Source organism: Varibaculum cambriense DSM 15806 (genome assembly GCF_000420065.1).
GTDB lineage: Bacteria > Actinomycetota > Actinomycetes > Actinomycetales > Actinomycetaceae > Varibaculum > Varibaculum cambriense.
On record NZ_ATUF01000002.1, the window covers coordinates 608,017 to 633,793 of the forward strand.

Annotated in this window: 24 protein-coding genes; 9 read left to right on the plus strand and 15 right to left on the minus strand. The window is 53.4% G+C overall.

Annotated features, from left to right (window positions below):
* Positions 1-3 precede the first annotated feature (3 nt).
* From F605_RS0102740 to guaB, 3 genes are read right to left on the minus strand one after another with little or no spacing between them, the layout of a single operon-like run.
* Positions 4-1,308, minus strand: coding sequence for a hypothetical protein (locus F605_RS0102740; protein WP_146001689.1), 1,305 nt, complete (start codon positions 1,306-1,308; stop codon positions 4-6).
* Entirely contained in the window at positions 1,305-1,991 is a 687-nt protein-coding gene (locus tag F605_RS0102750; protein ID WP_022864384.1) for an exonuclease domain-containing protein, read from the minus strand. Before F605_RS0102750 ends, F605_RS0102740 begins: the two co-directional genes overlap by 4 nt.
* 58 nt (positions 1,992-2,049) lie before the next feature.
* Positions 2,050-3,558: an IMP dehydrogenase gene (guaB, locus tag F605_RS0102755; protein WP_022864385.1), complete on the minus strand. Its 1,509-nt coding sequence runs from the start codon at positions 3,556-3,558 to the stop codon at positions 2,050-2,052.
* Positions 3,559-3,902: 344 nt separating this feature from the next.
* On the opposite strand from guaB, the gene F605_RS0102760 reads away from it, so the two are divergent.
* Positions 3,903-4,205 carry a WhiB family transcriptional regulator gene (locus F605_RS0102760; RefSeq protein WP_022864386.1) on the plus strand — a complete coding sequence of 101 codons (303 nt, stop codon included), beginning with the start codon at positions 3,903-3,905 and terminating at the stop codon, positions 4,203-4,205.
* A gap of 107 nt (positions 4,206-4,312) precedes the next feature.
* Here the strand turns inward: F605_RS0102760 and F605_RS11265 are convergent, their stop codons facing one another.
* A complete protein-coding gene (locus F605_RS11265) occupies positions 4,313-4,411 on the minus strand; it encodes a 30S ribosomal protein bS22 (RefSeq protein ID WP_005504750.1) in 99 nt (32 codons plus the stop codon).
* Positions 4,412-4,503: 92 nt separating this feature from the next.
* On the minus strand, positions 4,504-4,719 hold the full coding sequence (locus F605_RS0102770) for a helix-turn-helix domain-containing protein (protein WP_022864387.1): 216 nt from the start codon (positions 4,717-4,719) through the stop codon (positions 4,504-4,506).
* Between the two features lie 335 nt (positions 4,720-5,054).
* On the opposite strand from F605_RS0102770, the gene F605_RS09480 reads away from it, so the two are divergent.
* On the plus strand, positions 5,055-6,431 hold the full coding sequence (locus F605_RS09480; RefSeq protein WP_022864388.1) for a TrkH family potassium uptake protein: 1,377 nt from the start codon (positions 5,055-5,057) through the stop codon (positions 6,429-6,431).
* Between the two features lie 148 nt (positions 6,432-6,579).
* On the opposite strand, the gene F605_RS0102780 is transcribed toward F605_RS09480, so the two are convergent.
* Positions 6,580-7,248 carry a potassium channel family protein gene (locus tag F605_RS0102780; protein ID WP_022864389.1) on the minus strand — a complete coding sequence of 223 codons (669 nt, stop codon included), beginning with the start codon at positions 7,246-7,248 and terminating at the stop codon, positions 6,580-6,582.
* Positions 7,249-7,348: 100 nt separating this feature from the next.
* Here F605_RS0102780 and radA point away from each other — a divergent pair, with 100 nt between their 5' ends.
* Complete coding sequence (gene radA, locus F605_RS0102785; RefSeq protein WP_022864390.1) at positions 7,349-8,740, plus strand: DNA repair protein RadA; 1,392 nt, start codon at positions 7,349-7,351, stop codon at positions 8,738-8,740.
* A gap of 55 nt (positions 8,741-8,795) precedes the next feature.
* Here radA and F605_RS0102790 read toward each other — a convergent pair whose 3' ends face one another.
* The 9 genes from F605_RS0102790 to dacB all read right to left on the minus strand — a co-directional run bounded on the left by F605_RS0102790 (position 8,796) and on the right by dacB (position 18,755).
* Positions 8,796-9,401, minus strand: a complete 606-nt coding sequence (locus F605_RS0102790) for a hypothetical protein (protein WP_022864391.1) — start codon at positions 9,399-9,401, stop codon at positions 8,796-8,798.
* 22 nt (positions 9,402-9,423) lie between these two features.
* The gene (locus F605_RS0102795) at positions 9,424-9,918 is read right to left on the minus strand and encodes a DUF3180 family protein (RefSeq protein ID WP_022864392.1); all 495 of its coding nucleotides are present in this window, start codon (positions 9,916-9,918) and stop codon (positions 9,424-9,426) included.
* Positions 9,919-9,922: 4 nt separating this feature from the next.
* Positions 9,923-11,959 (minus strand): 2-amino-4-hydroxy-6-hydroxymethyldihydropteridine diphosphokinase, encoded by a 2,037-nt coding sequence (folK, locus tag F605_RS10915; RefSeq protein WP_022864393.1) that lies wholly within the window; start codon positions 11,957-11,959, stop codon positions 9,923-9,925.
* Positions 11,950-12,834 carry a dihydropteroate synthase gene (folP, locus tag F605_RS0102805; protein ID WP_022864394.1) on the minus strand — a complete coding sequence of 295 codons (885 nt, stop codon included), beginning with the start codon at positions 12,832-12,834 and terminating at the stop codon, positions 11,950-11,952. The genes folK and folP overlap by 10 nt, the downstream gene beginning before the upstream one ends.
* A 96-nt stretch (positions 12,835-12,930) precedes the next feature.
* The gene (gene folE, locus F605_RS0102810) at positions 12,931-13,497 is read right to left on the minus strand and encodes a GTP cyclohydrolase I FolE (RefSeq protein WP_022864395.1); all 567 of its coding nucleotides are present in this window, start codon (positions 13,495-13,497) and stop codon (positions 12,931-12,933) included.
* Positions 13,498-13,500: 3 nt separating this feature from the next.
* Positions 13,501-15,498 (minus strand): ATP-dependent zinc metalloprotease FtsH, encoded by a 1,998-nt coding sequence (gene ftsH, locus F605_RS0102815; protein ID WP_022864396.1) that lies wholly within the window; start codon positions 15,496-15,498, stop codon positions 13,501-13,503.
* 171 nt (positions 15,499-15,669) lie between these two features.
* Positions 15,670-16,221 (minus strand): hypoxanthine phosphoribosyltransferase, encoded by a 552-nt coding sequence (hpt, locus tag F605_RS0102820; RefSeq protein ID WP_022864397.1) that lies wholly within the window; start codon positions 16,219-16,221, stop codon positions 15,670-15,672.
* A 9-nt stretch (positions 16,222-16,230) separates the two neighbouring features.
* Positions 16,231-17,316 (minus strand): tRNA lysidine(34) synthetase TilS, encoded by a 1,086-nt coding sequence (tilS, locus tag F605_RS09490; RefSeq protein ID WP_022864398.1) that lies wholly within the window; start codon positions 17,314-17,316, stop codon positions 16,231-16,233.
* The gene (gene dacB, locus F605_RS09495; protein ID WP_022864399.1) at positions 17,313-18,755 is read right to left on the minus strand and encodes a D-alanyl-D-alanine carboxypeptidase/D-alanyl-D-alanine endopeptidase; all 1,443 of its coding nucleotides are present in this window, start codon (positions 18,753-18,755) and stop codon (positions 17,313-17,315) included. Before dacB ends, tilS begins: the two co-directional genes overlap by 4 nt.
* A 125-nt stretch (positions 18,756-18,880) precedes the next feature.
* Here dacB and F605_RS09500 point away from each other — a divergent pair, with 125 nt between their 5' ends.
* From F605_RS09500 to F605_RS09505, 6 genes are all read left to right on the plus strand, one after another.
* A complete protein-coding gene (locus F605_RS09500; protein ID WP_022864400.1) occupies positions 18,881-19,429 on the plus strand; it encodes an inorganic diphosphatase in 549 nt (182 codons plus the stop codon).
* 260 nt (positions 19,430-19,689) lie between these two features.
* Complete coding sequence (locus F605_RS0102840) at positions 19,690-21,036, plus strand: C40 family peptidase (protein ID WP_022864401.1); 1,347 nt, start codon at positions 19,690-19,692, stop codon at positions 21,034-21,036.
* A gap of 257 nt (positions 21,037-21,293) precedes the next feature.
* Positions 21,294-22,622, plus strand: a complete 1,329-nt coding sequence (locus tag F605_RS0102845) for an ABC transporter substrate-binding protein (RefSeq protein ID WP_022864402.1) — start codon at positions 21,294-21,296, stop codon at positions 22,620-22,622.
* A gap of 219 nt (positions 22,623-22,841) precedes the next feature.
* Complete coding sequence (locus tag F605_RS0102850) at positions 22,842-23,687, plus strand: carbohydrate ABC transporter permease (RefSeq protein ID WP_022864403.1); 846 nt, start codon at positions 22,842-22,844, stop codon at positions 23,685-23,687.
* A complete protein-coding gene (locus tag F605_RS0102855) occupies positions 23,684-24,595 on the plus strand; it encodes a carbohydrate ABC transporter permease (protein ID WP_022864404.1) in 912 nt (303 codons plus the stop codon). Before F605_RS0102850 ends, F605_RS0102855 begins: the two co-directional genes overlap by 4 nt.
* A gap of 105 nt (positions 24,596-24,700) precedes the next feature.
* Positions 24,701-25,747, plus strand: coding sequence for a LacI family DNA-binding transcriptional regulator (locus tag F605_RS09505; RefSeq protein ID WP_081639101.1), 1,047 nt, complete (start codon positions 24,701-24,703; stop codon positions 25,745-25,747).
* Positions 25,748-25,777 lie beyond the last annotated feature (30 nt).

A 25,777-nucleotide genomic window follows, 5' to 3' on the forward strand; every position in this document is an offset into this window, starting at 1 on the left:
GGATTAAAAGAACTTATATCCTTCCAGATCGGTGAAGGTGAAGCCTTTACCAGTAGAGACGTTTAAACAGGTAGCGTCGGCACCTCCGAAAGTGCAGGCGTATTTACCGAGCTGAGTGTATTGACCCGGCCCCAGTGACTGCAGGTCAAAGCGTTTACCACTATTATCGGTTTGACCAGATTTAACATCTTGATACAGCGGAGTGGTACCGTTCACGCACGCACCGATACCGGAGGAACTATCCCACACCCCCAGCACGGATAGGCGCAGATCACCCTGCTGGCACTTTCCGACGTTACCGGCTGCCTCAAAGTTACTGGCGGTGGCACAAACCACCCCACTGCCACTCGCGAGGGCGCCGGAGCTATCTGCCGCTAAGGGCACCAGCGGAGGCGGGGTTTCTTCCAGTTTTTCCGAAATCGTACAAACCACAATTCCGGATTGGGAACGGAAAGTTACCCGTTTCTTGTCCCCTCCCAATTGTGCCGGCGTCACCGGTTGCGCAGCTAATACCTTCTTGACCTGCTCAGTTTGGGTAGTGAACACCGGTTTTGGCTCGGGAGCGGCCACGGTTTCAGTAGCCTGTGCTTGCGACCCCAAGGGAACCGCGGAAGGTACTTTTCCGGTACTAAGCCGCACTATCTGCCAACTCACTAAAGCAATTAAAACTAGGACTACCAGTCCGTATAACAACCACCACGGGGAGCGTCGTGAGGAGGTTACTTCCGGTGATCCTTCCTCTGTTTCTTCAAAGCTGGCTGGCGCCAGGGAAGCAGGAGAAACCTCTTCCGACATAGTTAAGGCTGATCCGCTAGGATCGAGCGCCCTAGGCTGCGCGGAAGTGAAGTTACTTTGTGGTGCCGCCAGGTTGCTGGGCAAGGCGCCGTAAACCGAAGTGGGCGCATCATAGTCCCCTGCCGCTACCGGCGAGTTAACACCTGGACTTTCCTGCGTGGAAGCGAGATAAGGGGCGGCAGCCGGCGGAACCAGAGCGGGATTTGCTGGCTGATAGTTTTCAGCCGGCAGCGCAGTTTCTCGGGAAGACCACATATTTTGACGCGGAGGCACGGCTGAACGGGGAGCTACCGGGCGCACCTGTGGCGGTTGTTGGTTCCGATGTGGCTCCGGAGCCCCTGGGGAAGGAACCTGGGGAATTCCACCCGCTGGGAGCGGCGGTTGAACCGGTGATGGTGGCTGGTGACTGACAGAGCGGGGAGGAAAATAGCGTCCTTGACCCGGGGTAGGAGCGGGCGGATTCACCGGCGGCTCCCCCTCGCCGTGATAACCGTAACCGGGCTGTTCACTCACGCTAGCCACTCCTCGTTTACATCGGGGTTGCGCCCTTTGGACAGCAGGAACTGGTTAAAATGCTGCGCCCATTCGCGATGCTGATCTCGCTGGTAGTCTTGCAGCTGCCGCAAATCCATCTGACCTAATTGGGGATAGGCGGCGCACAGCGCCCGCAAAACCGCAATAGTTTGCCGCACGTCTACTAGGGCATCATGCAGGTTATCTTCCCCGCGTACCTGGTAAAACTCCGCGAGCGCCTCCAAGGTGCGTTTGCCGCGCCGATAGCGATCCAATGCCCGATCCAGCACCAGGGGGTCGATTATCGGTAAAAACTCCACCCGTTCACGCATAGTGGGCAATCCTAGCCGCTCCAGATGATGATCGAGCAACGGCAAATCGAAAGAGGCGTTATAGATCACCACCGGGATCTGTGCCTGGCCACAGGCCTCTAGCACCTGGGCAACCTCCGTCACCACTTGTTCTAACGGGCGCCCGTGTTCGCGGGCATAATCGGTGGAAATTCCGTGAACCTGTTGGGCTGGTTCCGGGATAGGGATACCCGGATCAGCTAGCCAGGTTTGTTCCCGAGTTTGCCCATGCCGCCATTCCACGCAGGCAGCGGTAACAATACGATCACTGGCAGGTTTTACTCCGGTGGTTTCGGTGTCGAAACCCATAAACGGACCCTCAATCCAGCTCACCGCTTACTCCTTGCCTTGCCGGATGCTGGCTGCACCTCTTGTTCAAATAATACGTGGTTTATTTAACTGCCGAATGGTAGTTGGGGGCTTCTGCGGTCATCTGCACGTCGTGGGGATGAGATTCCCGCAGGCCAGCGCCGGTAATTTTCACGAACCGACCGCGCGCTTTCAAGGTAGCGATATCGGAGGAACCGGTATAGAACATGGATTGCCGCAGTCCCCCGATTAGCTGATAAAGCACCGCCGATAAGGCACCGGAGAACGGCACCTGCCCCTCGATTCCCTCGGGAACGATTTGGGCATCGCTGGTTACTTCCGCCTGGAAATAGCGATCCTTGGAATAGGATTTGCGCCCGCGCGAACTCATCGCCCCCAGCGACCCCATGCCGCGGTAGTGCTTATACTGCTTACCGTTCACAAACACCAGTTCACCTGGGGACTCTTCACAGCCAGCTAGCAAGGAGCCCAGCATCACGGTATCGGCGCCGGCCACCATAGCCTTGGCAATATCGCCAGAATATTGCAGACCTCCATCGGCAATTAATGGCACCCCCGCTTTCGAGCAGGCCTGGGCAGCCAGGTTAATCGCAGTAATCTGGGGCACGCCCACCCCGGCAACTACTCGAGTGGTGCAAATCGAGCCGGGGCCAACCCCGACTTTTACCGCGTCTACCCCGGCATCAATCAGTGCCTGTGCACCTTCGGCAGTAGCCACGTTGCCGCCGATAATGTCAATATCGGCAAAAGTGGGAGAGGCTTTCAGCTTCTTAATCATTTCCAGAGCGAGCTGGGCACCCCCGTTGGCGGTATCGACTACCAGTACATCAACTTCCGCTTCCGCGAGGGCTTCCGCGCGCTCCCAGGTATCTCCCCAATATCCGAGGGCGGCGCCTACCCGCAGGCGACCTTCCTCGTCCTTAGTGGAGTTAGGGTACTGTTCAGTTTTCACAAAGTCTTTTACGGTGATCAGGCCGGTCAAGTGACCCTCTTCATCTACTAGCGGTAGTTTTTCAATCTTTTTTTCAGCTAGTAGTGCTCGGGCTTCCTCGCGGGGCATTCCTTTTCGCCCGGTAGTAAGCGGCATCGGGGTCATGGCGTCGCGAACCTTAACCGTGGCCCACTTGCTGGCAGGAATGAACCGTAGATCCCGGTTGGTGATTATTCCTTGGAGTTTGCGATCCTCATCCACGACCGGCAGGCCAGACACCCGGTAGTGGCCGCATTCTTTATCCAGTTCCAGTAAGGTCGCATCGGGGCCGATAGTGACCGGATCGGTGATCATCCCGGATTCAGAGCGTTTAACTTGGCGCACTTGCGCGGCTTGCTCAGCAATCGGCAAGTTGCGATGGACGATACCGATTCCCCCTTGACGCGCAATCGCGATCGCCATATTGGCTTCGGTGACCGTATCCATGGCTGCAGATATTACCGGGGTGTGTAAGGTAATCCGTTTAGTTAGCCGGCTGGAGGTATCGACCTCGGAGGGGATAACATCGGTGGTTTCGGGAAGTAACAGAACGTCATCATAAGTTAGCCCTTCAAGGGCATCCAGGTGTTCGATAATCACCTTTTTAAGGTTAGCGCGAAAAGCCGGACTCCCGCCACTTTCATTCGCCTATTAACCCTAATTCCAGCACTTTTGCCCGAGGATGTGACTCGTGTTACCTTACAGGGCAAGCTTTTATGCCTGCCGGGAGCTGTGCTGGCTAATAACGCCGCCCGGAGTATTGTCCTTCCGCCCCGAATTTGAACCTGTTCGCTGAGCGCTAACCCGCTGGCTTTACCCTGCTGAACTGCCAATTAATCTTTTATTTACGTTCTTTTCACCGGAGAATAGTCTATTTTTCAGAGAACGGTAAGCTAGCTCCTCCATACTGAGCCATAACTTAACAGGCTACAAAGGAGCATCGAATGAGCGACTTCTCGCGACTTCCGGGACCGGTGGCTGATTTATGGGAGTGGCAATACCAAGGGGCTTGCCGGAACCTAGACACCGAACAATTTTTTCATCCCGAGGGCGAACGCGGGGGAACTCGCCGGCGGCGCGATGACGCTGCGAAGGCAATCTGCGCTCAATGTCCGGTAATCGCCGAGTGCCGGGAATATGCACTGGCTGCCCAGGAACCCTATGGAGTGTGGGGCGGCCTTACTCAGGAGGAACGCCGCGAACTAATTAGAGAAAGTCGCGAGGAAGCCCGGCGGCTCAGCGCTTAACCTGCCCCACCAAAACCGGCTGCTGGATGTCAGAAGGTAGCGAGGGGGAATGAAAAAATTAAAAAATGGATCCAGGTGATTCCTGGATCCATTTTGCATTTTGCCCGCTACTTCTTGTTGCGACGCTGGTGGCGAGTCTTACGCAACAGTTTACGGTGCTTTTTCTTGGACATGCGCTTGCGGCGCTTTTTGATTACCGAGCCCACTAGGTTCTCCTTTTGCTTCTTGGTGCGCGCGCGGCGCAGACATTACCTTAAGGTATTTTTCTCGCACTACTATACAACAACTTAAGCGGCGGTTAACTATTGGCTACGCCTGAGGATTGTTCCCAGTCACCAAAACCCTGCCCCATCATCTGGTCGATTGCCGCAGCCGGTACCCGAAAAGATTTACCGACTCGAACTGCGGGGATATCACCGGAGTGGATCATACGATAGACCGTCATCTTAGACACGCGCATTAGTTCCGCGACTTCTGCCACTGTTACGAAGCGCGGAGCTTGCTGCTGTGCCATAATGTTCCGTCCTAAGTTCGAATCCATGCCGGTTAGGGAATATTTATAAGCTTAAGCCGTTGACCTAGAAAAATTCTAGAGTTTCGGGCATTCATGTATAAAAATACCCCAAGAGACCCACTTTTCTCAACTGTCACAGGAAAGTCACTAAAAAACCCTAGATTTCCGCCAATTTTTAAAGTTATTTTAGTTATTTTTGTACTGACTTACCCTACTGGAAGTCATATTTTTCGGTATTGCCGCTGCGGAAAGAATCTTGCCTACCGGGTCTAACCGAAAGTAGAGGCAGCGGGATAGTATCAAGGCAGGAAATATTTCTACTTAAAGGAGGTGCAATGGCAAAACAGCGGCGCGTTTCCAAACGCGCAAAGGTCAGAGAATCGATAGACCATCTTGCCCGCACCTCCCCAGCTCGCCTGGTAGTGATGGTGTTCGCAGCAATCATCCTGGTCATGACGCTACTGCTTTCATTACCGATTGCTACCACCACCGGCAAACCCGCTCCCCTGGTCGACGCAGTCTTTACTTCTACCTCAGCAGTTTGTGTAACCGGTCTTACCGTGGTCAATACCGCTTCCTATTGGTCTTTATTCGGACAAATCGTGATCATGTTGGGGATCCTCATTGGCGGTCTGGGGGTAATGACTCTGGCATCGATATTGGCACTAGCGGTATCACGCCATATTGGGCTGACCCAAAGGATGCTGGCTGCCATCGAGAAAACTGCTTCCCTGGGCAAAGTCGGTGCCTTGATCCGCACGGTGATCGTCACCTCGCTGACTTGCGAATCGATTATTTTCATCGCGCTACTACCTCGCTTCTTAACCTTGAACGAGTCGGTTGGCTCGGCGATCTGGCACGCTCTGTTCCAGTCCATCTCCATTTTCAATAATGCGGGACTAATCAACCTACCCGAGGGAATAGATGCCCACCTGGGGGATTGGTGGATGATTACCCCGGTAATCCTGGGAACTTTCCTGGGGGCTCTGGGATTCCCAGTCATGTTAGACCTCAAAGAAAACTGGCGGTCCCCCCATAAACTTAGTTTGCATTCAAAACTAACTATCACTACCTACCTGGCCGTTTGGCTATTTACCGCGATAGTAATCGCCTGTTCGGAATGGAATAACCGGGGAACTTTCGGCTCCATGAGCACTTCCGAATCCCTGCAAACCTCGATTCTGTTCGGAGTGAACTCGCGTTCCTCCGGGATTAGCACCATTGACGTGGGACAAATGACCAGAGGATCCTGGTTCCTGCTGGACGTACTGATGTTTATTGGCGGGGGCTCCGCCTCCACCGCGGGAGGTATCAAAGTCTCCACTCTGGCAGTCATGATCTTGGCGATTATGGCGGAGGCGCGCGGGGATCGCGACGTAGAAGCCTTCCATCGCCGCATTCCCCCTTCGGTAGTGCGCCTGTCAGTGGCCGTAACCGGTTTGGGATCCATCATGGTGGTGACCGCTATCTTCTTCTTACTATCGGTAACTGACTATTCGATGGACGTTATCGGATTCGAAGTTATTTCTGCTTTCGCCACCGTGGGATTATCGACCGGAATCACCCCGGATTTGCCGATTATTGGGAAATATTCGCTGGTAATGCTAATGTTTGCGGGCAGAACTGGCACTATGACCGTGGCGGCGGCGCTCGCGCTGCGCGAGCGCCGTAGAGTTATCAGAATGCCCGAAGAACGTCCCATCATCGGATAGTTTGGCCAGGCACCTAAAGTTTGCCGGATAGAAGCTAGTGGCGGTTTGCGAATACCGAACCCGGTAAAAATACCTGCAAGATTAGCCGCACCGCTCCCTCGGAAATCACTAAAAACTCCCTAAATTGGCTCTGACCACAAAAAACAGGTTAGGGCATTTGCGCAAACTGCTCCAAGAGTTCAGCATCGCCGGAGACAATAATAATGTCGTTTGCATCTACCCGGGTTTGCGGAGCCGCATATTCAAAGGGCTCGCCAGGAGAGAGCACCCCAATCACCGTGACCCCATACTTGGAGCGAGTATCCAATTCCGCCAAAGCAAATCCGTGGCAGGCCTTGGGCGGACGCATTTTCACTACCGAGAAGCCCTTACGGTCCATCTCGATATAGTCCAGCATCTTTCCGCCCACCAGGTGTGCGGTGCGCACCCCGGCATCATATTCGGGGTATACCACGTGATGAGCACCAATTCGTTTCAGGATAGACCCATGTTCTAGAGAAGTGGCTTTGGCCCAGATCGACCCGATTCCCAGATCCACCAAGTTCGCAGTGATCAGTACCGAGGCCTCTAAGGCGGTTCCTACCCCCACTACGGCAGCTTGAAAATCGGTGGCTCCCAGCTGCTCTAAGGCTTCGGCACTGGTGGCATCAGCTTGTACCACGGGCAGACGCGACTGCCATTGGGTAACGATCCGCGGGGATTTCTCGACCGCCAAGACTTCGCGCTCTAGGCTCTCTAAAGATGCGGCTACCGCTGAGCCGAAACGCCCCAAACCGATAACTAGCACTCCCGATGCGCCCGCATCCCGTTTCACCATCTACGTCCTCCTCTTGTCCCCAGGTGTAGATAATCACGCCTTCTGCTTCCAGCCTACCCCGCTCGAATGTTTCACAGGTTCGCCGCGCTAGAGTTAAGGCATGGCCAAGGTAAAGACTAGCTATCAATGTTCCGAATGTGGCTGGCAATCCAGCAAATGGTTGGGGCAATGTCGCAACTGTAAAGCTTGGGGAACGCTTGAGGAAAGCGTCCTACCAGACGAGCCTGCACCCTCCCGCAATAAGATCGCGGGTAAAACTCCCCACCAAAAGGCTCTGCCCATCAGGGAAGTTGATATCGCTGACGCTAGATTTATCCCCACCGGGATCGGGGAACTTGACCGCGTGCTCGGCGGTGGCCTCGTGGCTGGCTCAGTGGTTTTACTGGCAGGAGAGCCGGGGGTCGGCAAATCCACTCTGCTGTTAGACGTTGCCGGAAAAGTTGCCTCTAGCTGGAAACACAAGTCAGTGCTGTATGTAACGGGGGAGGAATCGGCCGCCCAAGTACGCCTGCGGGCAGAGCGGATTGGCGCCCTGGCCGATAACTTGTTGCTGGCTGCGGAAACCGATTTGGAAAACGTCCTGGGACATATTGACCAATGCTCCCCTTCGCTGGTGATTGCCGATTCAGTACAAACTATTGCTTCTGCCCAGGTCAGTGGGCAAGCCGGGAATGTCACCCAGGTACGCGCGGTCTGCTCGGCTTTAATCGAGGTTGCCAAAAGCCGCGGAATCCCGATTCTACTAGTCGGGCACGTAACCAAATCGGGCGGGATTGCCGGCCCGCGCGTCCTGGAACACCTAGTAGATGTAGTTACCCAGTTTGAGGGGGATCGCCACACCCGCCTGCGGCTGCTGCGGGCGATTAAGAACCGCTATGGCGCTACCGATGAGGTTGGTTGTTTCGAGCTGGTAGAGCGAGGAATTATCGGCTTAGAGGATCCTTCCGGGCTGTTTCTTTCGCAAACCTCCTCGCGAGTGCCGGGTACTTGCGTAACCGTGACCCTAGAGGGACGACGCCCAATGCCTACTGAGATTCAAGCCTTAGTATCTCCGCTGGTATCGGGAGGATCTGCGCGGCGTACCACCTCGGGACTGGATTATTCCCGGGTGGCTATGACCTTAGCGGTACTACAAGCCCGCTTACGCCTAGCCCTATCTAACTGCGACGTTTATGTTTCCACTGTAGGAGGAGCCAAAACCAGCGAACCGGCGGTTGATCTGGCGGTAGCGTTAGCAATTACCAGCGCTGCCCAGTCGCGCCCTCCCCTAGAAAAAATGGTGGCTATTGGGGAAGTATCCCTAACCGGGGAAATCCGCGCCACCGTAGGGTGCGGGAGGCGCCTGTCCGAGGCAGCGCGGCTAGGTTTCCGCCACGCTCTGATTCCCCGCTTGGGAGCCGATGAAGTTACTGCCCCCAAAGGAATGACCCTATATCCGGTAACTAACCTGGCAGAAGCAGTTATGATTGCTCTGCCTGCGGAGGAAGCTTAGGTCTACGATATCGGCGCGGATCGCGCCTAGATTATGGCTGTGCCTGAGGAGCAGACTATTTCAAAGTAAAGACTTCTTTACCGTCGGTGATTTCTTTCCCATTTAGCACCGGAATCGCCTGATAGGTGCCGGCCTGCGCCATATCACCCTTATCGCAGCCGTTTCTAGTCTTCCCATCCCAGTTCAGGGTAGTGTCGTATTCCATACCGGTTCCCAGCAGCAGCGGCTGTTCACTGACCTTCCCCTGGCATTTCCAGGATTCCCATACCGTGTCTTGGCCGGTAATAACTTTTACGCCTACCTTGTCAATAGCCCCATTCATAGTGCAGGGTTTATTTCCCTTGGTGTTATGTAAAACTACTTTGAAGTTAACGCCCTCTCCCACCTGGTTTTCGGTCTTTTCCGGCTCCAATTTGTAGCTAATATTCGCCAAATTGCAGTTAGTGGGTTGGGTGACAACTTCTTTCTTTGCCTGCTCAGCTTGGGCGCGTTGCTGACTATCATCGGCAGCCTGCATCCATGACCAGGCAAACTTAACAATCAGCACCACTAGGGCGATCAGCACCAGCAAAATTAGCACTGCTACTAGCCGACGCACCCAAAAAGTTGTTTGCGAAGGGCGTACCCGCTCGGAAGAACGCTGGCGTTGGTCTGGACTCATGACCTCAGGTTACCCCACGCCTTTAGGCGGAAGCCGGATTAACGCCACCGGGAGTGGGATTTGCCCCCGCAGAGCCATCCTCACCGTCATCAATGATGCACCAGGATTCAACTAACAGCGCAACCACCAATAGCAGCAGATTTACCAGCGCTAAAGCAATAGTGTTCCCCGCAAATGAACCGGCCATTTCCGCGTGCCGCAGCTGATAAGCCAGGATCAACTGGGACAGTAAATACCCCAAGAACAAAGCGGACCACACCGCGGAGGCTTGGGCCACCAACGCCACCAGCGGGGCTTTAGCTAACTGTATCCAAGAGGGTTTCCCATCACGCAAACGTTTGACGGCCTGCCCAAAAATCACAAGTACCACCGCCCCGCAAAAGATCAGCACCGTGAGAATCGGACTGAATTGCAGGGGGGTTCCCCCCATCTTCACCGCCAAATCACTGAGGAAATAACCCGCCAACAGAGCAATTGCCCCCAGGACTAACAGGATAAGTTTTCGCAGTGGCCGCATACTTTTACTCGGAGTCTGTTAGCGGATCGAAAACTGCAGTGGGTTGCTCGGTGCGGTCTGTTTCCGGTTTAGCCACCGGGATCGCCCCGGTAGTAGTCGGACGCAGAATCGACTTGCGTTCCACCCGAGATTCATCTTCCTCGCGAGCTTCGGCACCATCGCTAACTTGATCGGTAGCGATATCTAGCGGGAGTGGCTGCGGGGATTCTTCTAGAACCGGAACCGGACCGGTAACTAGCCTACCGGCGTGACGGCCACTGCCATACTCAATATTTTCAGCGGGCTCTTCCTTCCACGTGGCCTCCGCCCCCTCGGGGGATGACGCTTCATCTCCGGAGGCCACTTGCTGACTATCCCCGGCTTCCCCACTTTCACTGGCAGTCCCCGCATCCAAGTCAGCAACCAGGTCTTCAGCAGTAGTGTTTTCCGCTGCGATCACCGTTTTAGCGCTAGTAGTCTGTCCGGGTAAGGGAGACGGCGCCGGGACGGGAGTATTAGGTAACGCTTGCCAGGAATGCTCAGATCCTTCTACCTGATCCATGGGGTGGTCTGCCTGCTCAAAGTCCGGCATAAACTGCTCGGGATCCGCTTTCTCTCCTACAAAGAAAGCTTTAATTCGTTGCCAAAGGCTCTTTTTCTTAGGTTCTGGCGCTACCGTTTCCGGTTTCACAGGTATTTCTACTGGTTCCTCGTCTAGTACCACTGCTGCTTGGGGATGAACATTATCGAGCCGCGGCAGGGGCAAGGAGGAGACTGGAGGGGTGGGTGCCGGAGAGTTAGCAGGGGGAACCGGAAGCGGAGGAACCTGCGGAGAATGTGCGTCCTCGGCAGCCGCAGGAAGCGGCGAATTAGCCTTATCCACTTGTGAGATTTCTCCGGTAGGATGCAGCTCGCGAGCATCATCTAGCACCCGGGGAGCAACTTGAGGACGAGAAATCGCCGACCAGCGCGGCAGGGGAATAGATCCGGTGCCAGCTTCGGTTAGCGGATGGTTATTGTCTACCCAATCGGGGTAGATCTCTTTTACTCCATCCCGATCCGGGGCATAATCTGCCAAAACTACCACTTCGCCAACGCCGGAGAGTTCAGCTGTGGGGGCTACTAGTGACCAGGGTAAAAGCACAAAAGCGCGTTGACTTGCCCGCGGATGTGGCAGCGTCAAGCGTTCATCCTCACTGGTGACGCCTTGATAATCAATAATGTCCAAATCCAGAGTACGCGCCCCCCAGCGCTCGCTTCGCACCCGGCCGTGCTCGTCCTCAAGATTTTGCAATACCTGCAATAGCTGAAGGGGAGAAAGCACAGTTGACAGGATTACTACCGAATTCAAGTAATCTGGTTGTTCTTCTTGTTCTTCACTAAGCACCGGTGCCGTACGTACCAGCGGAGATACTTCTACTACCCCAATCCCGCTGGTTTGTGACAATTGCGCAATTACTTCTCGGAAGGTATCAGAGACCTCACCGAGATTTCCTCCCATGGCTACCACCACTTGCCTGGGGGAATCTGGAGCCTGTTCCAAAGGACTTTCTGTCTTTTCAGGGGAGGTTTCGCCAGATTCCACTGCCCCCTCCGCCGCAATCTCGGCTAGAGATAGGGGCGCGGTTTCTTCCAAAGGTGCTTCTTCCTCGGGAAGTAGATTCTCTAGGCCTCGCCAAATAGTTACCGTCACGTCCTCTTTTTCTAACCCCAGCGGAGCCTCAGGTTTATGTAAACAAATCCGTACTGCCTGTACGTTCGCCAATTGAAGAGTTTCTTCGGCGATCTGAGTAGCCACTTTTTCTAGCAGGTCGCAGGGCGGGCCGGTAATAATCCGGCTAATCAAGGTCGATATCTGCGAATAGTCAACAGTGTCTGCGATCTGATCGCTAGCCCCGGCTGCCTGCAGGTCTAAGTAAATATCGGCGTCAACTAGAAAGAGTTGGCCATCTTGACGTTCATGGTCGAGCATCCCATGCAGTCCGCGTTCCTCAATCCCCACCAAACTAATGTGGTCAAGGTATTGCAAACGTTCACTGATTTCTTCTTCACTTAGCGACATGCTGCTTCCCTCCACAGTTGCCCGGCGGCAACCGCACTAGCTGAAGCCGCAACATTATGTACCCGAACTGCCCAAACTCCGGCCTGTGCGCAAAGAGCGCTCACCGCAGTGGTGGCGTCCTCACGCCGTCCGACTCCCGCCTTAACCCCCGCGGGCAGGCTATCTTCCCAACCTGCAGGAACCGCCATTTCTAAGAATCGTTTTCGGGAGGCTCCGATAAGTAACGGATACCCCAGCTGCTCCAGCTGCTCTAGATTTCCTAGGAGCTCCCATGACTGCTCGGCGCTTTTCGCGAACCCTAAACCGGGATCTAAAATCAGCCGCTGCAGATTAACTCCGGCTTTTTCGCAGGCATGGATACGTTCTTTCAGACCTTGGCAAACCCCGCCGGTCACGTCCCCGCCATAGTCGCACAGACTATCCATAGTCTTCGGGTTGCCGCGCATATGTTGGCAAATATAGTAAGCATCATTTTCTGCCATCACTTTCAGCATCCCAGCATCTAGGGTTCCCCCAGAAATATCGTTAATGATCTGCACTCCGGCAGCTAGACCAGCGGCAGCAGTTTCCGCGTTGACCGTATCTAAAGAAATAGGGACCGGACTGCGGGATGCCTTCAGGTACCCGCTAATCACCGGCAGCACTCGACGTTGTTCTTGCGCGGGACTTAAGGACTCGGCTCCTGGCCGGGTGGACTCGCCCCCAATATCGAGGATATCGGCACCTGCGGCTTCCAGCTCGAGGGCGTGAGCAATCGCTTTTTCGGGATTAAACCAGGCGCCGCCGTCAGAAAACGAATCTGGAGTGACGTTAATGATCCCCATGACTTTGGTGCGTCCGGGCGTTAAAAAGTCGGGAATCTGGCAGATTGTCATGATTCTAGCCTACCCGGCATTAATCGTCCTTTTGGTCTGAAGGTAGGTAAAAGTAGCATTTCTCCATTCTTCAACCCGATAAAACACTGAAGCTAACTAGTTTTCACGGATTAGGGAAAGCACTTCCGCCCGGGATCGCGGGTCCGAACGCATGACTCCGCGCAGCGCCGAGGTGGTGGTACGAGCACCTGGTTTCTTAATTCCGCGCATAGACATACAAAGATGCTCACCCTCGATAACTACCGCTGCGCCCCACGGATCCAGTTTCTCCATTATAGCATCAGCTACCTGCGCAGTCAGCCTTTCTTGCACCTGCAAGCGATGAGAGAAACCCTCTACGACCCGCGCCAGTTTCGATAGCCCAGTAATCCGGCCATCACGAGGAATATAGGCCACATGGGCCACCCCGAAGAAAGGCAACAGGTGATGTTCGCACAGGGAGTAGAAAGGAATGCCCCGCACCATCACCATTTCCTCATCGTCCACATGAAACTGCTTTTCGAGAGGCGCTGCCGGATCGGCGTGCATCCCCGAGATTACTTCTTTCCAGGCTCTACCCATCCGTGCCGGGGTTTCCTGCAGTCCTTCCCGATCGGGATCCTCACCGATAGCGATCAGTAAATCCCGAATCGCTTTTTCCACTCCGGCCTGGTTATACGCCACTAGCTACTCGCCTTCTGTTACTAGATTTTCCGGAATCGGAGCCGTCGCCGGAGTTTGGGAACCAGCGATCGGTTTGCCGAAAACCGCCTCCGGTACTGCCCCTTCTTTGCCATAGGACCAGATAGCGCGTTCAGCCTGTTTTTGTACCGGCGCGAAGATTTCGTCTAGTTCCTCTTCTAGTAAGGTTTCCTTTTCAATTAGCCGGGCAGCCAGATCGTCAAGAATCCCCCGGTTACGGGTAAGGATTTCCCAGGCTTCGCGGTTAGCGCTATCTAGGAAGTTACGAACTTCTTCGTCGATGGTGCTGGCTACTGCCTCGGAATAGTTTCTACTGGAGATACCATCGCGTCCCAAGAAAGGCTCGCTATCATCCTTACCCAGCTTTACTGGCCCTACCTTGTCGGACATCCCAAAATCGGTTACCAGGCGGCGGGCGGTTGCGGTCGCTTTTTCAATATCATTGGAAGCACCGGTGGAAGGATCTAGGAACACTAGCTCCTCAGCTACCCGTCCACCCATGGAGTACACCAATTCATCTAAGAGCTGGTTGCGGGTGCGCGAATAGCGATCCTCAACGGGCATCACCATGGTGTACCCCAGGGCGCGCCCGCGCGGCAAAATCGTCACCTTGGTGACCGGATCGGTATAGCGCAAAGCGGCGGCACAAAGCGCGTGTCCGCCCTCATGATAGGCAGTGACCAACTTGTCGTGATCATTCATCACCCGAGTACGTCTTTGCGGCCCGGCAATTACCCGGTCGATGGCTTCATCAACTGCGCGCATATCGATCAAATCCGCATTGGAGCGGGCGGTAAGCAGCGCTGCCTCGTTAAGTACATTTTCTAGGTCGGCACCGGTAAAGCCGGGCGTACGTTTCGCAATCTGTTCTAGATCCACATCGGTGGTCATCGGCTTGCCCTTGGCGTGCACCTGCAAAATCGCTTTCCGTCCCTTAATGTCGGGGGCATCCACGTTTATCTGCCGGTCAAAACGTCCCGGACGCAGCAGAGCGGGATCAAGCACATCGGGACGGTTGGTGGCGGCAATCAAGATCACGTTGGTGTTTTCGTCAAACCCGTCCATCTCTACCAGCAGCTGGTTTAGGGTTTGTTCGCGTTCATCATTACCCCCGCCCATGCCGGTGCCACGGTGACGCCCCACCGCATCGATTTCGTCCACAAACACAATCGCCGGGGCGGACTCTTTAGCCTGACTAAACAGGTCACGCACTCGCGAAGCTCCCACTCCTACGAACATCTCTACGAATTCCGAGCCGGAAAGGGTGAAGAAAGGCACTTTCGCTTCCCCGGCTACTGCCTTGGCCAGCAAAGTTTTACCGGTTCCGGGCGGACCACACAGCAGCACGCCCTTCGGGATCCGAGCTCCCAGGTTATGGAATTTGGCCGGGTTAGCCAAGAACTCTTGAATTTCGCGGAGTTCTTCTACCGCTTCATCGGCTCCCGCTACATCGGCGAAAGTAATCTTGGGAGCGGAGGCGTCAAACTTCTTGAACTTGGATTTTCCAAATCCCATCATTCCGCCGCCCTGCATCCGCGACATCGCCCACCAGATCAGCGCGAAGAACAGCAGCAGCGGAATCATCATCTGTAAAAGCGCTGACCACCAAGAACCGGTCGGGAAAATCGAGTTATACCCCTTTTTGAGGTCCCCGTCCTGGATTAGTTCGTTTACCTGCTCCGCCTGGGATTGCACAAAGGTAAAAGTGACCTCTTTGGTGGCGCTTTGCGGTATCACCTGGGCATCTTTCCCCAAGTTCTTGGGAGTGTATTTCTTCGATAGCTCTAGCTTTACCTGCTGGGTACCATCATTGACTATCGCCCGCTCAACGGTTTTCCCTTTAAGCAGCGCGATACCCTCGGAAGTATCAACGACCGTGGGCGCCATTACTAGGGAAATCACCCAAAATGCGGCGATTACCACCATCGCCGGGACGCCCCATTTAAGCCATAACTTCTTATTCTCTTTTTTCTTTTTCGCCATTTATCGGTTTCATACCCTATTAGCCGGTGCCGCGTGGCGGCATTATTTCTAGAGACAAGCCTAAACGCTTTGCCCCGCAATTGCTTATTTTGGTCACCCTCAGCCGAATTTTATACTCGCGAGGTATCGCTTTCCTTCGATGTAGCGCTGGCTTTTAACCTCAATAACCCGCTATTGGTAAACATGGGGGGCCAGGGTACCCACAAACGGGAGATTGCGATACTTTTCCGCATAGTCCAGGCCGTATCCCACTACAAAATCATTGGGAATATCGAATCCCACGTATTTCACGTCAACCGCAACTTTTGCCGCCTCGGGTTTGCGCAGCAGCGCTGCAATTTCTACCGAGGACGCGCCGCGGGAACTCAGGTTACGGGTGAGCCAATCTAAAGTCAGGCCGGAATCAATCACGTCCTCGACAATTAGCACGTCCCTTCCCCCGAGATCAGAGTCCAGGTCTTTAAGAATCCGGACCACCCCGGAGGATTTGGTGGAAGCTCCATAGGAGGAGACCGCCATCCAATCGATTTCTAAGGGGGTGTGAATTAGGCGAGATAGATCCGCCATTACCATCGTGGCTCCCTTGAGCACCCCTACCAGTAAGATTTCACGTCCGCGATAGTCACGATCAATTTGGGTGGCCATTTCTTGCAGCTTGTCCGCGATTTGCTGCTCGCTGATTAATATCCGCTCCAGCGCATCGCCCATATCATTTGCGTCCATTTTCCCAGTCTATCCTTTCAATTGCGCCCGAAATTTAAGTTGGTAGCTTCCTGCCTCCCGGGTGCAGTTGACTTTCCCGGGCAGCTGGATCGGGCCGGTACCGCGACGCTGGGTAGCCAAAAAATCCACGGCATCGAGTTGAACTTTTCTTAGGTCTGAGGCTCTTACCCCGGCCGCCAGCGCCGCCAGACGCCAAACCCGTTTGCGAATCGCTGGAGGTTGAGAAAGCAGCTGCTTAGTTTCCAAGGTTACTGCTTCCCCCTCCTTGTGTAGAGTCTGCGCATACCAATCGGCAGCTACAGCATCGAGGGCATCCAAGTCTGCTTGCAACAAGGCGGCAGTGCGGGCGAGGGCGGGGCGCGGATCTACCCCCAGAGCTTTTTCGAGGGCGGGTAAGGCCTGGTAACGCAGGGCTGACCGCCGCAAAGCCGTACCATCTGCGGCTCGAACTGGACCGTCGGGATAGTTGGAGGGGTCGTCGATATAAGGAAGTCCCTCTTCACGGCAGGCAGCTACGGTGTCACGACGAGGTAGCTTCAGAAGTGGTCGTAGATAGCCGGCGCGTCTACTACTTTGCTCTCCGGCGCCTTCATCCCAGTTACGCATCCCCGCAATCGAGCGCGCCCCACTTCCGCGAATTAACCCCAATAGCACGGTTTCTGCCTGGTCATCGCGGGTATGTCCCAAGAGGATAAAAACATTTTTCCCCAAGGAACCATACCGGCTAGCTGCTGCTTCTAGGGCCAGATAGCGTCCTTTGCGAGCATCGCCTTCTTTGCCCTTACCGGCTGTTTGGGCTGGAGAAAGGGTTAATAGCTCGACTTGGCTATAGCCTAAACCGGTAAGTAATTCTTGCACCTTTTGCGCCTGCGCCCTCGATTCTGTGCGCCAACCATGATCAACGGTGGCAGCCACTAGTTTAAAATCACGGGCTGGCGCCAGACGGACCAGGGCGGCAGCTAGCGCTAGGGAGTCGGCACCGCCCGAACACGCCACCAACAAGGTCGCCTGCGGATGGGTTTTTTCTAAACGTTTTAGTTGCTCCAGAACGGCTCTTTCTATCCGCCCTCTCGCTCCTCGCGGTTTCCGAGTCACAGACCTGCTAGTCCGTTTACGAAGTTATCGATGGCACCGCGCGCAATTCCGCCGGTTCCGTCCTTAAAGGAATCAATGATCACGCAAAAAGTGAGGGTACGACCGGATTTGGTAGTCACCAAGCCGGTGAGCGCCCGCGAGTGCTGCAAAGAACCGGTTTTTGCCCGCACATTGCCGGCTCCGTTTTGTTGCAAATACCGATCATGCAAGGTGCCATCTAGGGCACCAATAGGAAGGGAAGAAACTAGCGGACGCAGCTGTGGATCATCGCCGCGAGCTGCGGATTGCATTAACGCAGCTAGTAGTTGCGGCTTGATCTTGTTCTCAGTTGACAGCCCGGAGCAATCATGATTGGCAAAGGCGGCACCCTCAAGTTTTAAGTCCCCTAAAACTTTTTGAGCAACTTTTATTTCCCCCGGGAAGTTGGCACCGGTTCCGGCTTTTGCTGCTGAGGCCCGACAAAGCACTTCTGCCAGCATATTGTTCGATTCTTTCAGCGTTTCATGCATAACTTCATGCAAGGCAGCGCTCTTTACCTCCCCGATTTTCCTAGCTTCCTTGGGGGTGGTACCGCGCTGGATCTGCCCCGCATTAATACCCTGTTCTTGCAGCCGCGCCGCAAACTGCTCCGCTGCCGATAGCGCCGGATCGGGCAGGTATCCGTAGGAAAGCTCGGGGTTAGCTAATCCGTTGTTAATCGCAATAGGAGTAGGTTTGGTTTCGTAACTGGCATTACCTTGGGCTTGCCAGTTTGGAAGCGGGCTTTGATCTCCGAAGACACTCTCATCCAAAAACAGCTGCACCGAAGTAGTTTTCTTTTCTTTTAGCTGTTGCGCAGTTTGGGCTGCTAGATCTGCTAGCCCGGCATGTCCGGAAGTGGCAGCGGGATTGCCGGAACCTGCCGATAACAGCTGGTCTCCATTTCCTCGCAAAAATAGTTTATTGCCTGCCAAGTGAGTCGAAGTAGTGAAACGGTAGTCAGGCCCCAAGGTTTTCAAGGCGGTGGCCGCGGCCACGACTTTACTAGAAGAGGCAGGGGTCATTAATTGGTCTGCGTTAACCTGACCAAGAGTTTTTCCACTAGCGGTATCGATTACTACGGCTCCGACTCTGCCTCCCGTGGCTACCGGCGTTTTTTCCGCCGCGGCATTAATAGCGGGATCCGGTTGCGAGCCATGCTGAGCTTGGGTTACTAGCTGTTGCATCAGGGGCTGAACTTGCGCCGCCGTAATTTCAGCAGCTTGTTCATTACCTCCTGGCACTTCCTTACTTTTAGCGTCCGTAAGGTTGATTTCCACCGTTTCTGGTAACTCTAAAGATTCATTTTCTAAGGTAAGAATCCCTGGCGCTAGGTTGTAGGCGTCCAAAACGCCATAGCCGACGCCACTTGCTACCATTGCTACCAGGAGAATTAGCGGTAAAAGTACAGATTTTCGCATTCTTCCCCTCGTTTATGAATTTTCCACGTATTCTTAAATATAAAGCAGATGCTACGACTTCGGCGGTAACACTTTTGCCCCGATTGTCGCACACTTAGCCTATTGGGGCGGAAAGGGGAAAAGACATGGAATTTGACGTGACCATCGAGATTCCGAAAGGTAACCGTAACAAATACGAGGTTGATCACGGTACTGGCCGCATCCGTCTAGATCGTATGCTTTTTACTTCCACTCGCTACCCCGATGACTATGGCTTCATTGATGGCACCCTGGGAGAGGACGGAGACCCCTTAGATGCCCTGGTGGTCTTGGAAGAGTCCACTTTCCCCGGCTGCGTTATCCGCTGCCGTCCGCTGGGAATGTTCCGCATGCGCGATGAGAACGGCGGTGACGATAAGGTTCTATGTGTTCCTGCCGCTGATCAGCGCGCTTCTTGGCGTACTGAGATTGAAGATATTTCTGAGTTTCACCGCCTGGAAATTCAGCACTTCTTCGAGGTCTACAAAGATTTGGAGCCAGGCAAATCAGTGGAGGGCGCCCATTGGGTTGGGCGCAAAGAAGCTGAGGAAGAAATCCGTCGTTCGCGGGAACGGATGAAGCAATGGGAAGCAGAAAATGGCAGGAAATATTTTGGGCTAGTCGCTGACTTCTTCGACGGACAGATTACCGAGTAATTTCCTGCCCCCAAAACACGCGGAAAACGCCAACAACCCCAACTAGTGATATATCTCACTTTACGGCATTTTCCGCGTGTTTCTTTTTGTAAATTCCGTATATCCCCTTGAAAAGTAGCAATTTCAACCAGGAAACCCTCGCAAACGCGCCCCTGTGACACATGTGGTTAATGTGAATTTTGTTGTTAGAGGTGCCAAAGAGCGGTATCGTGGCACTTAGTCCGACTTATAACTCCCAAAGTCGCTCTAGGAGGAAAGCTATGAAGCCCCACAATTTTGCGGGACAAAAAGCTGGAAGACGCGCGTTGGTCATCTCGGCCAGCTTCGCGCTAGCGGCGTCTGCTTCGATATTTGCACCTGCAGCGTTCGCCTCACCAGCTGACGACAAGGTAGAGGCAGCTAAAGCTGCGGAAACTAATGCAGCTAACTCGGTGGCCGCCATCGAGGCACAACTTGCCCAGGTCAGCACCCAGACTCAGAACGCTCGCGATCTAGCCGAGGAAGCTGAAGCCAGTTATAACGACGCCATCTCTAACCTGGTGGTTGCCAAGCAGGCAGCAGATAAAACTGCCCAGGATTCTCAAGAGGCACAAGAAAAGGTAGAGCAGGCGCGCAAGGCTCTAGCCGGTTTGGCGCGTACTATCTACACCACCCAGGGATCGCTTTCTTCGCTGACCCCCTACCTGAATGCCGATGGTCTGCAGACTGTGGAAATGAGGAAGGTCTCCGTCGAGCTATTCGGTTCGAAGGCGGATTCCCAGATGCGGACCTTTGAATCGATCGCTAAAGTTGCTAGCGTTCTGCAAGAACGCGCTACTCAGGCGCAACAAGAACGAGAACAGGCTGCTAGCGAACTTAAAACTCAGAAGGATGCAGCTGACCAGCTGAAAGCAGCTTCCGAGAAGCAACTCACCGATTTGGGGGCGCAACGCGGAGAGCTAATTAAGCAGTTAGCGGCCGCGCGCGGGGTAACCGAGCAGGCCGAGAAAGAGCGCCAAGAGCAGATCGAAGCGGAGCGGAAGGCTCGCGAAGAGGCTGCTGCCCAGGCTGCCCTGAAAGCTGCGGAAGAAAAAGCCCGCAAAGAGGCAGAGCAGCAAAAAGCTCGGGAAGAAGCAGCTAAGAAGCGAGCTCAGGAGCAAAAGCAGACCAATAATAGTTCTCCGGCTCCGAAACAAACTTCTACCAGCAAATCCACTAATAAGAGCCAGCCAAAAGCTAGCAACAGAGCTGCAAAACAGGAAAATAACCAGAAACAGGCTACTGGCAGCAATGCTTCTCGGTCGCAAATTATTGCTTATGCAAAGCAGTTCATCGGGGTTCCCTATGTATGGGGAGGTTCTTCTCCCAAAGGCTTTGACTGCTCGGGACTGACCTCCTACGTATATCGCAACGCTGCCGGGATTAAGCTGCCGCGGCGGGCAGTACACCAACGCGGAGTCGGAAAGTTTGTTTCCAAGTCTCAGGCACAGCCGGGCGATATGGTTAACTACTCTAGCCACGTCGGGATCTACCTCGGTAATGGCTATATGATTCACGCTCCGAAACCGGGAGATCGGGTCAAGATCGCCCGGGTTTACGGAAATCCCGTATACGTGCGAGTGCTGTAAATAGGCATCTCCCGACAAACAACTAAACATTGCAATGCCAGGCGGCGGCGCGGAAGGAGAATCCCCGCGCCGCCGCCGCTTATTGCTAAACCAGGGTGTTTTACCTGCAAAAGTTAACAAGAAGGTAACAATTCATAACTTGACACTTTCCTTTAGGGTTACTACCTGATAATGTAGAGATGTTCGTCGGAAACGTTTCCGACGGAGGGCGGGAGCCGACCCGCACCTATTGATCGACGGTCCAAAGGGGGACGTTAATGTCAAGGAAAACTCGTATTTTGGCAACCTTTGTTGCCAGTGCTTTTGCATTAACCGGCTTGGCAGCCTGCTCTTCAGGCTCCGATGCCGGCGACGGCAAAGGCAAAGTCTACATGTTGAACTGGAAGCCGGAGCAGGAAAAAGCCTTCAAGAAGATTGCTGAGACCTACACCAAAGACAAGGGCGTAGATGTTAAAGTCCAAACTGTAGGTTCTGGAAACTACGAACAACAGCTAAAGTCCGAAGTCGCTAAATCTGATGCTCCTACCCTGTTCAATGTAAACGGTCCGGTAGGCCTGAAGAGCTGGCAGAAATACACTGCAGATCTTACCGATACTAAGTTTGCCAAAGATCTCAATGATCCCAACTTGGCACTGAAGGGCGAAGACGGCAAAATCTACGGGGTGCCGCTGGCAGTAGAAGGTTACGGCATTGTCTACAACCAAGAAATTATGGACAAGTACTTCGCCATGCCGGGCGCCAAAGCCACCAAGATGGATGAAATCAATAACTTTGCCAAACTGAAAGAAGTTGTTGAGGACATGCAAGCCCACAAGGCCGACCTCGGAATTGAGGGCGTGTTTGCCTCCACTTCTCTGGCTAAAGGTGAAGATTGGCGTTGGCAGACCCACCTGTCTAACATCCCCATGTACTACGAGTACCAGGACGACAAGGTAACCGATAAAGCCAAAGCAGAATTCAAGTACAACAAAGAGTTCAAGAATATTTTCGACCTCTACTTGGATAACTCCACTGTTGACCGCAAGCTAACTCCTAACAAGAACGTAGCCGACTCCATGGCTGAGTTTGCGCAGGGTAAAGCCGCTATGGTGCAAAACGGTAACTGGGCTTGGAGCCAGGTCGCCGAAGAGAAAGGCAACGTAGTTAAGGAAGACAAGATTAAGATGCTGCCTATCTACACCGGTCACAAGGGTGAAGAAAAGCAGGGTCTGGCAGTAGGTACCGAAGCCTTCATGGCGGTTAATGCCAAGGCCTCGGAAGCTGATCAGAAGGCCACCATTGATTTCATCAACTGGCTCTTCTCCGATCCCCAGGGTAAGAAGTTCGTGGTGGAAGACCTGGGCTTTATTGCCCCGTTCAAGGCTTTCTCCGCTGATGAGATTCCGAATGACCCGTTGGCTAAGGAGATCGCGGCTTCGCTAACAAACGACCAGCTCAAGACAGTGCCGTGGGTATTCACCACTTACCCGTCGCAGAAGTTTAAGGACGACTTTGGCCAGGATCTAGGACAGTACGCCATCGGCAACCTGGACTGGAACAAGGTAGTTAAGAACTTCCAAGACGGCTGGGCCGCCGAAAAGAAATAACTGAGAAATAACCTCGGTTAGATAAAAGAGGGCGAATGCCCTACAAGGGACAAGGTGGCAGATGGGAACCGCCCGGTTCTTATCTGCCACCTCCCCTTGCCAGCCATACATTCCCCGTCTTCTAAGACGCACACCAACTTGGTTACAGCTCGATTATCATCAGTAAAACCCAGTTTTTGTTAAATCTTTTATCCACCGGTCAAAGGAAATGGATAGACAATGAAGTCGAATTTAAAATATTATTTTCCACTTTTTGTGCTGCCCACCCTGGCAGCCTTTCTAATCGCCTTTCTGATACCGTTCATCGTTGGTTTTTTCCTATCTTTTTGTGAATTCACCACTATCACCGATGCGACCTTTGTCGGAATTAAGAACTATCTAGAGGTTTTTGATTCTCGAGATACTTTCACCTCTGCGTTCCTGTTTACCGTATTGGTAGTAATAGTCTCGGTCATTACCGTAAATCTCTTTGCGTTCGCGATCGCCTGGGTATTAACCCGCAAACTACGCGGTACTAATTTTTTCCGTACCGTGTTCTTTATGCCTAACCTGATTGGCGGCATCGTCTTGGGTTACACCTGGCAAATTATTATCAACGCCTTTTTACAGAACTATGGCGCGACCCTAGTTACAGACTGGAAATACGGCTACGCAGGATTAATTATTCTGATTAACTGGCAGTTAATCGGCTACATGATGATCATCTATATTGCCGGCCTCCAAAACGTGCCTCCAGAACTTACTGAGGCCGCAGAAATTGATGGGGCAGGTCGCTGGCAGGTGCTACGCAATGTCACCATTCCTATGGTGATGCCCTCTATCACTATCTGCCTCTTCCTAACCTTGTCGAACACTTTCAAAATGTTCGACCAGAACCTGGCGTTAACTGCCGGTGCGCCCTCGGGCAAGACTGAGATGGTCGCCCTCAATATCGTTAACTCCATGTTTAACCAGGTGGGTATGGAAGGCGTTGGACAAGCTAAAGCAGTTATCTTCGTAGTAGTCGTGGTGGCCATCGCCATGTTCCAGCTACGGGCAACTCGTTCAAGGGAGATTGAAGCATGAGCACCACTACCGCCGCTGCCCCAGCGCAGCCTGTTGCTAAGCAGAAGCCCGTTAAAGGCACCAATAATCCCGGGGTTAGCCCGATGGGCAAGGTGTTCCTATATATCATCTTGATTGCCTTAACCTGCATATTCTTAGGGCCAATCCTGTTCGTATTTATGAACTCCTTCAAGTCGAAGTTCGAGCTGTCGAACAATCCCTTCGGCCTACCGATAGGAGATACTTTCGTAGGGCTTGAGAACTACGCGACCGGTCTACAACTGTCGAATTTCTTTAGTTCAATATTGTGGTCATTCGTAATCACTATTGGATCGGTAGCGATTATCGTCATGTTATGTGCGATGACCGCTTACTACATCACTCGAGTAAAGCGTTGGTGGACCAGCGCCCTGTACTACATTTTTGTATTCTCGATGGTGATCCCCTTCCAGATGGTCATGTTCCCCACCGTGCAGGTATCCAGCATCCTGGGCCTAGATAATCCCGTGGGAATGATGGTTCTCTATCTAGGATTTGGTGCCGGTCTCAGCGTCTTCATGTTTGCCGGATTCGTTAAATCGATTCCCATCGACATTGAAGAGGCCGCCACTATCGACGGTTGTAACCCGGTGCAAACCTATTTCCGGGTAGTGCTGCCGATGCTAAAACCCACCGCGATTACTGTGGCCATCCTTAACACCATGTGGGTATGGAACGACTTCCTACTCCCCAACCTGGTCTTGGGGCCAGGCAGCGAATACCGTACCATCCCGATTGTGGTGCAGTTCCTGCTGGGCTCAAACGGTAACCGAGACATGGGTGCCCTCATGGCAATGCTGGTACTGGCGATTATCCCGATTGTTATCTTCTACATTTTCATGCAGAAATACATTATTCAGGGTGTGGCCGCCGGAGCCGTCAAGGGATAAGAATTTCCCCGCAAGGGTTGGAGTGGAAACCTCTAAGGGTTTCCACTCCAACCCTTGATACCGTTAATTTCAATGCAAGTTTGGATATAGTAAGGATTTTCTACAATGTCACATCCACCTGCCGTGACCATCCGAGAGGTTGCTGCTGCCGCACAGGTGGGGATTACTACGGTCTCTCGCGCCCTCAACAATCAGAGTGGAATATCTCCCGCTACTCGTGCGCGAATCCTCCAGGTTGCAGAAGAGCTTCACTACCAACCCAATCGGCATGCGCAGAATCTAAGATCCCAAAATATCAACAACATTGCGGTAGTAATGAAAGGTCCCTCCAACCCTTTCTTCCTTTCGCTAATTGACCCCTTAGAACAAGAAATCCGCGCTCACGGCTACCAAATGTCGTTATTGCGAGTTCCCCACGAAGAGGATGAAGTTAATATCGGGCGGGGCGCCTACCAAGATTCCGAAGCCGCGGGAGTGCTTTTCTTAGGCGGGGAAGCCCGTAAATCAACTGCGGTGTTTAATAGCTTTCCCCTCCCTTTCACCCTTTGCACTGTGCCCCCCGCACCTGATTGGGACAATTCCGTGGCTGCAGTTAGCGTTGATGAAGCGCACGGAATCTCCCTGATCGTTTCTCACCTGACTAATCTCGGGCATCGTCGGATTGCCTTTCTCGGCCCGGATCAAGGCGAACGCTCTGTAGGGGCAATCCGCGAGAAGGCTTTTGTTTCTGCATTAAGCGCACAGGGAGTCACGGCTGAGGAAAAGTTGATTGTAAGAGGGGGAGACGGCGATGATCCCTACTCTTTTAGTTACGGATACCAAATGGCCACGCGGCTACTTGCCCGTAAGATTCCTTTTACGGCAGTAGTGGCTATCAGTGACGTGATTGCTCTCGGTGCACAAAAGGCTTTGATCGATGCCGGATTGAAAATACCGGAAGAAGTATCCATTACCGGTTTTGATGGCATCGAATTTGCGCGCTACACCAACCCCGCGCTAACCACCATTGAACAGCCTATTCATCAGCTGGCAGAAACTTCCTGTCGGTTACTATTTGCCCAGATGAATAAGGAACCAATAGCAAGACCGCAAAGACTATTGCAAGGCAGTCTGCTAGTAGGTGACTCTACCGGTCCGGCACCTACGGATTAGCCATCCCGATCTGCTAACGATATGACTGAG

What these genes read in the sequence shown, in the direction of transcription:
- F605_RS0102845 (WP_022864402.1), top strand. Translation starts at nt 21,294, where the DNA reads ATGTCAAGGAAAACTCGTATTTTGGCAACCTTTGTTGCCAGTGCTTTT.
- F605_RS0102780 (WP_022864389.1), bottom strand. Translation starts at nt 7,248, where the DNA reads ATGGTGAAACGGGATGCGGGCGCATCGGGAGTGCTAGTTATCGGTTTG.
- folK (WP_022864393.1), bottom strand. Translation starts at nt 11,959, where the DNA reads ATGTCGCTAAGTGAAGAAGAAATCAGTGAACGTTTGCAATACCTTGAC.
- radA (WP_022864390.1), top strand. Translation starts at nt 7,349, where the DNA reads ATGGCCAAGGTAAAGACTAGCTATCAATGTTCCGAATGTGGCTGGCAA.
- hpt (WP_022864397.1), bottom strand. Translation starts at nt 16,221, where the DNA reads ATGGACGCAAATGATATGGGCGATGCGCTGGAGCGGATATTAATCAGC.
- F605_RS09505 (WP_081639101.1), top strand. Translation starts at nt 24,701, where the DNA reads ATGTCACATCCACCTGCCGTGACCATCCGAGAGGTTGCTGCTGCCGCA.
- F605_RS09500 (WP_022864400.1), top strand. Translation starts at nt 18,881, where the DNA reads ATGGAATTTGACGTGACCATCGAGATTCCGAAAGGTAACCGTAACAAA.
- F605_RS0102790 (WP_022864391.1), bottom strand. Translation starts at nt 9,401, where the DNA reads ATGAGTCCAGACCAACGCCAGCGTTCTTCCGAGCGGGTACGCCCTTCG.
- ftsH (WP_022864396.1), bottom strand. Translation starts at nt 15,498, where the DNA reads ATGGCGAAAAAGAAAAAAGAGAATAAGAAGTTATGGCTTAAATGGGGC.
- F605_RS0102795 (WP_022864392.1), bottom strand. Translation starts at nt 9,918, where the DNA reads ATGCGGCCACTGCGAAAACTTATCCTGTTAGTCCTGGGGGCAATTGCT.
- F605_RS09480 (WP_022864388.1), top strand. Translation starts at nt 5,055, where the DNA reads ATGGCAAAACAGCGGCGCGTTTCCAAACGCGCAAAGGTCAGAGAATCG.
- F605_RS0102840 (WP_022864401.1), top strand. Translation starts at nt 19,690, where the DNA reads ATGAAGCCCCACAATTTTGCGGGACAAAAAGCTGGAAGACGCGCGTTG.
- folP (WP_022864394.1), bottom strand. Translation starts at nt 12,834, where the DNA reads ATGACAATCTGCCAGATTCCCGACTTTTTAACGCCCGGACGCACCAAA.
- dacB (WP_022864399.1), bottom strand. Translation starts at nt 18,755, where the DNA reads ATGCGAAAATCTGTACTTTTACCGCTAATTCTCCTGGTAGCAATGGTA.
- F605_RS0102850 (WP_022864403.1), top strand. Translation starts at nt 22,842, where the DNA reads ATGAAGTCGAATTTAAAATATTATTTTCCACTTTTTGTGCTGCCCACC.
- F605_RS0102760 (WP_022864386.1), top strand. Translation starts at nt 3,903, where the DNA reads ATGAGCGACTTCTCGCGACTTCCGGGACCGGTGGCTGATTTATGGGAG.
- F605_RS0102770 (WP_022864387.1), bottom strand. Translation starts at nt 4,719, where the DNA reads ATGGCACAGCAGCAAGCTCCGCGCTTCGTAACAGTGGCAGAAGTCGCG.
- F605_RS0102855 (WP_022864404.1), top strand. Translation starts at nt 23,684, where the DNA reads ATGAGCACCACTACCGCCGCTGCCCCAGCGCAGCCTGTTGCTAAGCAG.